This is a genomic window from Paraburkholderia terrae (genome assembly GCF_002902925.1).
GTDB classification, from domain to species: Bacteria; Pseudomonadota; Gammaproteobacteria; order Burkholderiales; family Burkholderiaceae; genus Paraburkholderia; species Paraburkholderia terrae.
This window is the reverse complement of the sequence record NZ_CP026113.1, coordinates 2,672,350-2,682,528: the sequence shown is the minus strand read 5'-3', so window position 1 is coordinate 2,682,528 and position 10,179 is coordinate 2,672,350. Positions and strand designations below refer to the sequence as shown.

The following is a 10,179-nucleotide window of genomic DNA, read 5'->3' as shown; positions in this document are numbered from 1 at the left end:
GCCCGGGATTGTGCTCTAAATGACCCCACCGCGCAATCACCATGCGGGACATCTGTTCGACGAGAAAGTTGAAACGTCCCAATTTGCGTTGCGCGACGAGACCTATCCACACCCCTTTCGATCGATTCACCACAAACGGGGACGCTTCCGCCGCATTTGGGGTCGCGAAACGCCCCAGACGGGGACGTATAGGCGGACACGACACCCCGAACAGGGACAGTTAACGCCCCAACCGGGGACGTTTACTTCTGCAAAGCCTTACTGGATAAGGGTTCTAGGTGTGTAAACGAAGTAAACGTTGTTTACCAAACGGTATACAAACCTCAATACACCCCATTCGGGGACAATCGCCGAGATTTTGTTGCTGTTTTCTACCGAGAGATTCGATTGCAAAGCAAACATTCAGCGCTCCAGCAAATCGAAAAAACCTCGAAGCGTTAACAGCAACCAGAGCTAACTCTCTGAGTGCAAAACGCAATTTCCGTGGATCTCGAAATTGCAAACTCACCGTCGGTCTATTTATCGTAAATAAGTGCCAGCCAGTTCGTTACTCGCCACGATCTTTCGCCCCAGTTGGGGACAATTGGGCGGGTTGTCCTCTGCGACCGCGTACGCCACCCCGAATGGGGACATTGAACCGATTCTCGCGCAATGACGCGGCGAAAACGGCCTCCATCCCGCCTTAGCAACCTTGAACGTCCACGCAGACGCGCCATTTCTAAAGAATCTCTCGCACCGGTCACCCTAGATGGGGACATTCACGCGAACGCCCTGCAGACAGCAGCGCATCGCTACCAGGCTCACCCCAAGCGGGGACATCACACCGATCCTCTGTCTATTTACGGTAAATAATCGCGTGCCGGGACCCGTTCAACGCCAAAATCGGGTCGCACGCGACACAAACCTACGGTCAACATCACTAGTCGCCCGCCCGTTTTCAACCTGCAAGCGCTCGCATCCACTCATCCGACGAGCCAGGAAACCTGGCGAAGACAGCCCCAAAAGCCTGTCGCCAGCTGCCCGATGGGCGTAACTCGAGCGCTGAATCGAACTCGACCATAAGGATCACCAGGTAATTCGAAGGGATAAAAACGACCCAAACGGACCGTCCAACACCGATCTCCCGTCCGCGCTACGACAATCCCTCGAAGCGCGAACCCCAAATCAGAACCGCCCTAAAACTGATAATTGATCGACACATCGCACACGCCGCCCGTCTTTGTCTGCGTGATCGGGCTGTTAGCCGCGCTACCCAACAGTCGTTTGAGCGCGCCATCCGCCGTCACGAACCAATGCTTGTTGACGAACCAGATCATCGTGACGCCGAACCCCGCCGATTTCAGCCCCGCGCTGGCGTCGTATTGCGAGTATCGGGAATTCGCCGCCTGCATCGCATTCACGCCAAACCAGCTATTCATATACTTCGAGTCCGCAAAGGTCACCGACGGTCCGGCGAACCAGAAGAAATTCTCCGAACTGCCCGGCAACGGCATATAGGCGCCCAAGTCCGCGACCCATCCGTTGGACCCGCCGAAGCTGCGCGTCACCGCGCCGCGAAACACCAGCGGAAACTCCTTCGAGATCACATATTCCCCGGCCAGCTTGACCTCGGGCGCTGGATTGATATTGCCAAGGCCATCGAGTCGTGAAGGATCGTCGTGCGCGCGCCGGCCGAGATCGTAGACGGCCGCGATGCTCACGCGCCAGTTCGGGCCTTGCAACACATTGACGCCCAGCCCTTCGCCTGTCGAAAGAAAAGCGAGGTCCTTGTAGCGGATATCGGTGCTTGGGCCAACCAGCGTGTGATAGCGGTCGGATCCGTCATAGCGCGGCTCGAACGTTGAACCTATGCCGATCCGCACTTCCCAATCGGGCCGATTGGTTGGCTGGAACAGTTTTTCGAGCGGGATGCCTGCGGAGTATTGCCATTCGCCAAGGGGCGACGGCGTTTGCGCCAAGGCCGCTGGCGCGCTGCAGATTAGATAGGCGAGGCTGGCGTAGACCGGTAGCTTTGTCATGTCGACGAACGTCTTGGGTTATGGATCGTGGACGCGGTCCGTTGCGGCCACACATAACGTGTTCAATTCAGGAAGAGGGAATCCGGCGGAAAATCAGCAAACGCCATACCTGACCCCAATGAATTGCGGCGTTGCGCCTGCATCTATGCAAGGCCTTTCGAACGCGCTCGCGTCCGCTTCAGCCGCAGGGACCCTCTGAGCGGTTCGCCGCACATCGAAACGGCCGGATTCTGGCAATCCGCACAGGCACCTGCGCCAGTGAATCCACGTCGCCAGAAAAAACCAATAAAAACAATGGATTAGGCAACTGCACTGCGCGCCCGCCACTGGCATCGGAGTTGCAAAGAAGGGCGCGCCGCATCGTGCGGCATCCGATAAAACCCAAGGAGACACTATGGATCCGAGCTACACGGAAGCAGGCGCGCGCGCCAGTCAGCCTCAATCCCACGCAATCGCACCTTCCCCATCCAGCGACCGCCTTCGACGCCTCAAGTCGATCTTCTCCGGGTCTGCCGGCAACCTGATCGAGTGGTATGACTGGTATGTGTACTCGGCGTTTGCCTTGTATTTCGCGCGGTCGTTCTTTCCTGCCGGGAACCAGACGGCCCAGCTGCTCAATACGGCAGCCGTGTTCGCGGTCGGCTTTCTTGCCCGGCCGATCGGCGGCTGGCTGATGGGCATCTACGCGGATCGCCACGGACGGCGCTCGGCCCTGCTGGTTTCGGTGGTGCTGATGTGTTTCGGTTCGCTCATCATCGCGCTGTGCCCCAGCTATGACGTGATCGGCGTGGCCGCGCCCGCGCTGCTGGTCATCGCGCGCCTGTTGCAGGGCTTGAGCGTGGGTGGTGAGTACGGCACATCGGCGACTTACCTGAGCGAAGTCGCCACCGCGAAGGATCGCGGCTTCTACTCGAGCTTCCAGTATGTGACGCTCATCGCCGGACAGCTTGTCGCGCTGGCGCTGCTCGTGATCCTGCAGCAGTTCCTTCTGACGACGCAGCAACTCGAAAGCTGGGGCTGGCGCATTCCGTTTTTCATCGGCGCGGCCGCAGCGCTTGCCGCGATGCGCCTACGCGCGACGATGGAAGAAACCGGCGAATTCGAAAAGGCCAAACACAAGAAGGACCGGCGCGGCACGCTTGCCGAATTGCGCAAGCACCCGCGCGCGGTGTTGACCGTTGTCGGGCTGACGATGGGCGGCACGATCGCGTTCTATACGTACTCGATCTACATGCAGAAATTCCTCGTGAATACGGTCGGCATGAGCAAGCACGACGCGACGCTCGTTTCCGCGGCCTCGCTGTTCCTGTTCGCGCTTCTTCAGCCGATCGTCGGATCGATATCCGACCGGATCGGCCGCCGGCCCGTTCTGATCGCCTTCGGCGTGCTCGGCACCCTGTTCACCGTGCCGATCATGACGGCCATCAGCCAGACACATGACGCATGGGTCGCCTTCTTCCTGATCATGGCAGCGCTCGTGATCGTGTCGGGCTACACGTCGATCAACGCGGTCGTCAAGGCGGAACTGTTCCCGGCGGAAATCCGTGCGTTGGGCGTGGGACTTCCTTATGCTTTGACCGTATCCGTCTTCGGCGGCACCGCTGAATATCTGGCGCTATGGCTCAAACAGGCAGGACATGAACCGCTCTTCTACTGGTATGTCACGGGTGCGATTTTTTGCTCGCTGGTGGTGTACCTCTGTATGCGCGACACCGGCAAGCACTCGCTCATCAAGGACTGACGTCCTGTTAACGATCGCCAGTGGTGTCCGTCTTTACGAGGACACGGCATCATGAAAACGCATCCTATGAGGCGGATACGGCACGTCGCAACGGCTGCCGCGGTGCTTGCGTGTTGCATCGCGACTGCCGGACTCGCGTACGTCGCCGCGCTGCACTACTACTCGCGTACACACGCAAACGAAGTGGCGCAGCGCGCGTCTCTCTACGCATTGACGCTCGAGTCGCAACTCGCGCGCTATGAGTCGCTGCCGCGCATCGCCGCGCTCGATCCTGTGCTTCCACGGCTGCTCGCGAAGCCTGACGATCCCGCACTGCAGCGGGCGGCAAACGCCTATCTAAAAGCAGTCCAGACGAATGCCGACCTGTCGGCTGCGTACGTGATGGATATGAGCGGCAAAACCCTGGCCGCAAGCAACTGGGACGAAGAGGGCAGCTTCGTAGGTTTCGACTATGCATTTCGCCCCTATTTCATCGATGCGATGAAGCGTGGCACGGGGCGCTTCTACGGCGTGGGCAACACGACGAAGAAGGCCGGGTACTTTCTGGCCGTGCCCGTCAGTGAGGGCTCGGGTGCGGCCCGACGCTTGGTGGGCGTCGTCGCGATCAAGGCGTCGCTGGATGACTATGAGAGTGCATTGGCGAAGAGCGGCGACATCGTGCTGTTCGTCGACCGGGACAACGTCGCGTTTCTCTCGTCTGTACCCGCATGGCGTTACCGGGCGCTGGCGCCGCTATCGGACGCGGTGCGGCGCGCACTGCAGCAGACGCAACAATACGGCGACGCGGCGCTCGTCGCGCTATCCACGCGTCCTGCAATGACCGAGCGCGCCGATGCCGCGCAGAGCGGACCTGAGCAGGTCGGCCCCGATAAGCTATTCGTCGCGCCTCCGGGGCAAGGTTCAAAGTGGTTCCACGTGCATTACCGACCTGTTGGGCCGCTCGGATGGAAGGTCGCGATCCTGACCGATGACGCCGACGACGAGCGCAGCGCGATGTTCGCCGCCATCAGCGCCGGCGCGGCAACGGCTCTCGTGTTTGCACTCATTTGGGCCGCGCGCCTGCGCAACAGCCGGAACCAGGAACGGCTGCGCGCGCGGGCGGCATTGCAGCAGGCGCAGCGCGACCTCGAACAACGGATTGCGGAACGCACAGCCGAATTGACCCGCGCCAACGCCGCGCTGGAAGAAAAGGTCGACGCACTCGACGACGCGCGCCGCATTCTGCGCGATACGCGCGACACGGCGATTCAGGCTGGCAAACTCGCGGCGCTCGGCCAGATGGCGGCCGGCATCACGCACGAGCTGAATCAGCCGCTTGCGGCCGTGATGACGCTGTCGAGCAATGCCATCCGGATGACCGAACTCGACCGTCCGGAGGATCTGAAGAAAAATCTGACGCTCATCAACGAACTGGCCGCCCGGATGGGCAAGATCATTTCGCATGTCAAAGCGTTTGCCAGAAACGACGCCACCAGCAAGGAACCCGTCGCAATCGCCGATTCGTTGCAACAGGCTCTCGCGCTGATCGAATCGCATCGCAAGGCGGCGGGCGTTACGGTGCGCGTGGCGTCCGTGCCGGATGACGTCGTCGTGCTCGCCAGTCCGATCCGGATCGAGCAGGTCTTCGTGAATCTGTTGACCAACGCAATCGATGCAAGCGCGGCCGCCGCAGCATGGCGCGAAGTGCTCGTCACGACCGAGGTCGTCGATACACGCGTGCGCATCAGTATTGCCGATAGCGGCCCCGGCATCGCGCCGCACACGTTGTCGCGGCTATTCGAGCCGTTCTATACGACCAAGCCGTCGGGAAAAGGATTGGGGCTGGGTCTCGTCATCTCGCAGGCCATCGTCGATGATTTCGGCGGTCGTCTTGAAGCGAAAAACAGCCGCGACGCGGATTCAGGATTGGGTGGCGCGGTCTTCGTCGTCGAATTGCAGCGTGTCACGGAAAAGGTCACAACCAGGCTATGAACTCGCCCGATAACTTCGCCAGCATGCTGGTCTACGTGATTGAAGATGATCCCGTCGTGCGGCTCGGTTGTACGCAAGCGTTGTCGCTGGAAGGCATCGCCGTGCGTGAGTTCGACGATGCCGAAAGCGCGCTTGCCTCGCTCAGACAGGCGCCGCCGGCCGTAATCGTGAGCGACGTCCGCTTGCCGGGCATCGACGGCCTAACGTTGCTGGACAGCATCAAGGCGCGTCCCGACGGCGCCGACATTCCCGTCATCCTGACAACCGGCCACGGCGATGTCGCGATGGCCGTCGGCGCGATGCGCTCGGGCGCCTACGATTTCATCGAAAAGCCGTTTCATTCTGAGCGTCTCCTCGATACCGTGCGACGCGCGCTGGAGCATCGCAAGCTCGTCGCCGAGAACCGCAGCTTGCGCGCGCAACTGAGCAGCGAACGGACCTTGCTCGGCAGGTCTGCGTCGATGCGGCGTATCCACAGTCTGATCGATGCAATCGGGCCGACGGGGGCCGATGTGTTGATCGTCGGCGAGACAGGCACGGGCAAGGAAGTGCTGGCACGAACGCTCCACACGGCAAGCCGCCGCAGCGGTCCGTTCGTCGCGCTGAACTGCGCGGCTTTGCCGGAAGCGGTGTTCGAAAGCGAGATCTTCGGTCACGAGCCGGGCGCCTTTACAGGCGCGCAGCAACGAAGAATCGGCAAGTTCGAATATGCAAATGGCGGGACGCTTTTCCTCGACGAACTCGAAACGATGCCGCTCGCGTTGCAGGCCAAACTGTTGCGCGCGCTTCAGGAGCGCTGCATCGAAAGGCTGGGCAGCAACACGTCCGTGACGATCGATGTGCGCGTCATCGCGGCCGTCAAGCAGGACCTCAAACAGCTCTCCGATCAGGGCCATTTCCGCGCGGACCTGTACTACCGGCTCAACGTCGTTTCGATCGAACTGCCTCCGTTGCGGCAGCGCGCCGACGATATTCCTGAACTGTTCGCCCACTTCGTGCGGGCGGCATGCGCACGATACGGCAAATCCGAACCGGCCTGGACGTCGGAAGACATGATGCGTTGGCAACTGCATGACTGGCCGGGCAATGTCCGCGAACTGAAGAACGTAGCGGAGCGCTTTACGCTCGGCCTCGATGATGGTTTGCCGCAGCCGCCCGCAGGCGCTGATTCGCTTGCATCGCGGATGGTGCGTGCGGAGCGCGGCTATATCGAGGAAGCGTTGCGCAGTGCCGGTGGACAGGTGATCAGGGCCGCCGAACAGCTGGGCTTGCCGCGTAAAACGCTGTACGACAAGATTACTCGCCATGGCATCGAGCCGAACGCATTCCGCCAGGTGTCGTCTCCGAAGGAGTGACATTGCAGTTCGGGACGCGGGCATATAGCACGTTCGCTACCCGCGCCGGTCGTGAATCGCCATCAAGTTAGTGTGCTTTCATGATCTACATCATGGAAGCCATACCGATCCGCTGGAAGCCATTCCGAGCACGGTGAGGCTGACCGTCTACAACGGCGGTTCACAGGAATTCGTCACGACACCTTTTGCACGCCTGATTCGCATGATCGAGCGAGACCAGTTGCGCATCAATGTCGGCAAGGTGTTTCGCCTAAACGAGATTGTCGAGGCGCATCGCTGTATGGAGCGAAACGAAGCGAACGGAAAGATCGTCGTGTTGACCTGACGCGACGGCTACGGCTGTGACGCAATCGACAAGAGGCTTTCCGCAGGCGTGACACCCATGCCGCTCGTCCACACACTGACGCCGCGCGGATCGATTGCAAAGCGCGCGGGTCCGCGCTTTAGAATGTGCGCTGGCTCGCCATCGCAAGCGATATCGAAGCGCATGCCGCCGATATCCGCGACCGCGAACAGATCACCGTGCCGTAGCTCGATGGAATCGATGTTTCCGACGTGCGCGCCGTCCGCTGCGATCGCAATCGAAGACGGCGCGACACGCCACATCACCCGCTCGCCGACAGGAATGGCGCGGTCTGCCGTGTCGATCGCGAGCCCCGACGCGGTTTCGATCGAGCCCGGCGCGCGAACCGTGCCTTCACCGACGTTATGCAACCCAAGCAGCGCCGCGACCTGCAGTGACGCGGGCTGACGGAATACGTGATCGACGGCGCCTGTCTGCAGCACACGCCCGCGTTCGATGACGAGCACTTCATCCGCCAGCAATGCGGCTTCGTCGGGATCGTGCGTGACGAGCACGGTGACGGCCGAGATCTCGCGTTGCAATGCGCGCAGCGCCTGTTGCAACCGGCGACGGCGCGGCGTATCGAGCGCGGAAAACGGCTCATCGAACACTAAAAGCTGGCTGTGCCGCGAAAGCGCGCGCGCCAGCGCGACGCGCTGCCGCTGACCGAACGACAACTGACGCGGCAAGCGATCCATCAGCGCCGACAGTCCAAGGTGCTCGGCCCAATAACGCGCGCTCGCAGCATCCGCATCGACGGGAAACGACAACTGCCGCATCAGTGTCATGTGCGGAAACAGCCCATAGTCCTGCGGCACATAGCCGATGTGGCGCTGCTCGGGCGGCAACGCATCCAGTTGCGTTTCGCCGAAGCGCACGAAGCCCGCTTCATTGCGTTCAAGGCCAGCGATCAACTTCAGCGCGAGCGATTTACCCGAACCCGAAGGGCCGATGATCGCGAGCCGCCGTGTCGAAGGCGTCCATTCGATGTCGAGATCGAACGCGCCGAGATGGCGCTTGAGCGCAAACGCAAGACGCGGATTCGGCAGGGCAGGGCGCGCTGCATCTTGTGCGGGTTGGTCCGATGCATCGCCGTTTTCGGCAATATCGAACAGGCTCGAACGACCATCACGCCACGCCACCGAAAGCGCGGCGCACAACACGGCGATGACGAGCGTCGGCAGCAACAACGGCATCATCGCGGGCAAGCCCTGGCCGCCGAAAACAACGTAGGTGTACACAGGCAGCGAATAAGGATGATAGGCAACCATCACCGTCGCGCCGAATTCGCCGAACGCGCGCAGCCACGCGAGCACCAGACCGGCGCGGATCGACGGCCAGGCGATGGGCAGCATCACGCGGAAAAAGCGGCTTGCCGCGCGATGTCCGAGCGTGGCCGCGACGTCTTCGTAGACGGGATCGATCGCCGCGAACGCCGAGCGCGCCGCGACGATCAGAAACGGCGCAGCCACGAACGTTTCGGCGAGCACGATGCCCGCGAACGAATCGGTGAGGGCGCCGTTCGTCAATCGACCGAGCCAGGTATACGGCCCGAGCAGAAACAGCAGCAAAATGCCGCTCGTTAGCGGCGGCAGTGCAAGAGGCAACTGCACGATAAAGCCGAGCAGCGCCATACCGCGCGACGTCGAACGCGAGAGCCAGTAACCGAGCGGCACGCCACCGATCAGGATCACGAGCGCCGCGACACTCGCGCTGCCCGCCGAGACGGCCACTGCCGACCACGTTCCGCGCCAGTCGACGCCCGTCCAGTCCGCGTGGCCGACCTGCGGAATGCTCGCGATAAACGGCGCGCACAGATAGACGGCGAGCAGGCAGGCGAGCCACAGCAGCGGCCGCGCGGTCTTGCGTGTCATTGCGCGGCGTCGAGGACGGCTTGCACGGACGACGGCACGGCTTGCGCATTGCCCGTCACGGCAGGCTTGACGATATCGACGCCATGCTGCTTCAGCAACGCACGACCGGACGCGCTCAGCAGAAAATCGACGAAGCGTGCGGCGCCCGCCTGATTCGGCGCGTCATTGAGAATAGTCAGCGTGTAGCTGGCCTTCGCCTGAAGCTCGGGCGCGGGGCGCAGCGCGGGAATCTTCAGATCGGAGGTTTCCGTCGAATAGAAGAAGCCCGCATCGAGCTGACCCGATTGCAGCCGCCCAACCAGTGTCTCTTCGGGCAACACCTGCGCCGGGTTCTCCGGATCGCCGAGGGTCTTCTCTACCAGGTCCGGCTGTTTATAGAGCTCCGCCGCCTTCGTCATCATCTGAACTGTGAAGGCGCCCTTCGGATCGAGCTTCGGATCGGTGCGCCCGATGCGAATGCCCGGCTCCTGCAGTACTTCATCCCAGCGTTTCTTCTTGAAGTCCGCGGCGAAACGGCTTTGCGGGTTGTAGCCGATCATCAGCGGCGACTCGGCGAACGTCACGTACCACGACACATGATCGCCGTTCGCCGCGCCCATCAGGCCCGGGTTGACCGTCGGGCTCGCGCTGATGAACACGTCGCCGCGCCGCAGCTTGCCCTTGATCTGATTGGCGATCAGGTTCGAGCCCGCCGCATAGCCCTGAAAATGCAGACCTGTTTCCTTTTCGAAAGCCGGACCGACGCTGCGTTCCATCAGATTCACGAGCGAACCCGCGTACAGCACCTCGACCTTGCCTTCATCGGCGGAAGCGGCGCCCGTGAAAAGAAGACCCGTCAACACGATTCCCGACAACAACAGCTTGCGCATCACGATTT

7 protein-coding genes are annotated in these 10,179 nt (G+C 61.5%); 4 read left to right on the top strand and 3 right to left on the bottom strand.

The features are described from left to right. Positions 1-1,175 precede the first annotated feature (1,175 nt). Positions 1,176-2,018 carry a MipA/OmpV family protein gene (locus tag C2L65_RS41715; RefSeq protein ID WP_042315081.1) on the bottom strand — a complete coding sequence of 281 codons (843 nt, stop codon included), beginning with the start codon at positions 2,016-2,018 and terminating at the stop codon, positions 1,176-1,178. 394 nt (positions 2,019-2,412) lie between these two features. Here C2L65_RS41715 and C2L65_RS41710 point away from each other — a divergent pair, with 394 nt between their 5' ends. The 4 genes from C2L65_RS41710 to C2L65_RS41695 all read left to right on the top strand — a co-directional run bounded on the left by C2L65_RS41710 (position 2,413) and on the right by C2L65_RS41695 (position 7,410). Further along, the gene (locus tag C2L65_RS41710) at positions 2,413-3,759 is read left to right on the top strand and encodes an MFS transporter (RefSeq protein ID WP_042315082.1); all 1,347 of its coding nucleotides are present in this window, start codon (positions 2,413-2,415) and stop codon (positions 3,757-3,759) included. 51 nt (positions 3,760-3,810) lie between these two features. Beyond that, on the top strand, positions 3,811-5,730 hold the full coding sequence (locus tag C2L65_RS41705) for a sensor histidine kinase (RefSeq protein ID WP_042315083.1): 1,920 nt from the start codon (positions 3,811-3,813) through the stop codon (positions 5,728-5,730). After that, positions 5,727-7,085 carry a sigma-54-dependent transcriptional regulator gene (locus C2L65_RS41700; RefSeq protein ID WP_042315084.1) on the top strand — a complete coding sequence of 453 codons (1,359 nt, stop codon included), beginning with the start codon at positions 5,727-5,729 and terminating at the stop codon, positions 7,083-7,085. The genes C2L65_RS41705 and C2L65_RS41700 overlap by 4 nt, the downstream gene beginning before the upstream one ends. 133 nt (positions 7,086-7,218) lie before the next feature. Next, complete coding sequence (locus tag C2L65_RS41695; RefSeq protein WP_233446671.1) at positions 7,219-7,410, top strand: zinc-binding dehydrogenase; 192 nt, start codon at positions 7,219-7,221, stop codon at positions 7,408-7,410. A gap of 8 nt (positions 7,411-7,418) precedes the next feature. Here the strand turns inward: C2L65_RS41695 and C2L65_RS41690 are convergent, their stop codons facing one another. Both C2L65_RS41690 and C2L65_RS41685 read right to left on the bottom strand, forming a co-directional pair. Then, a complete protein-coding gene (locus C2L65_RS41690; protein WP_042315085.1) occupies positions 7,419-9,302 on the bottom strand; it encodes an ABC transporter ATP-binding protein/permease in 1,884 nt (627 codons plus the stop codon). After that, positions 9,299-10,171 (bottom strand): extracellular solute-binding protein, encoded by an 873-nt coding sequence (locus C2L65_RS41685; protein WP_042315086.1) that lies wholly within the window; start codon positions 10,169-10,171, stop codon positions 9,299-9,301. Before C2L65_RS41685 ends, C2L65_RS41690 begins: the two co-directional genes overlap by 4 nt. Positions 10,172-10,179 lie beyond the last annotated feature (8 nt).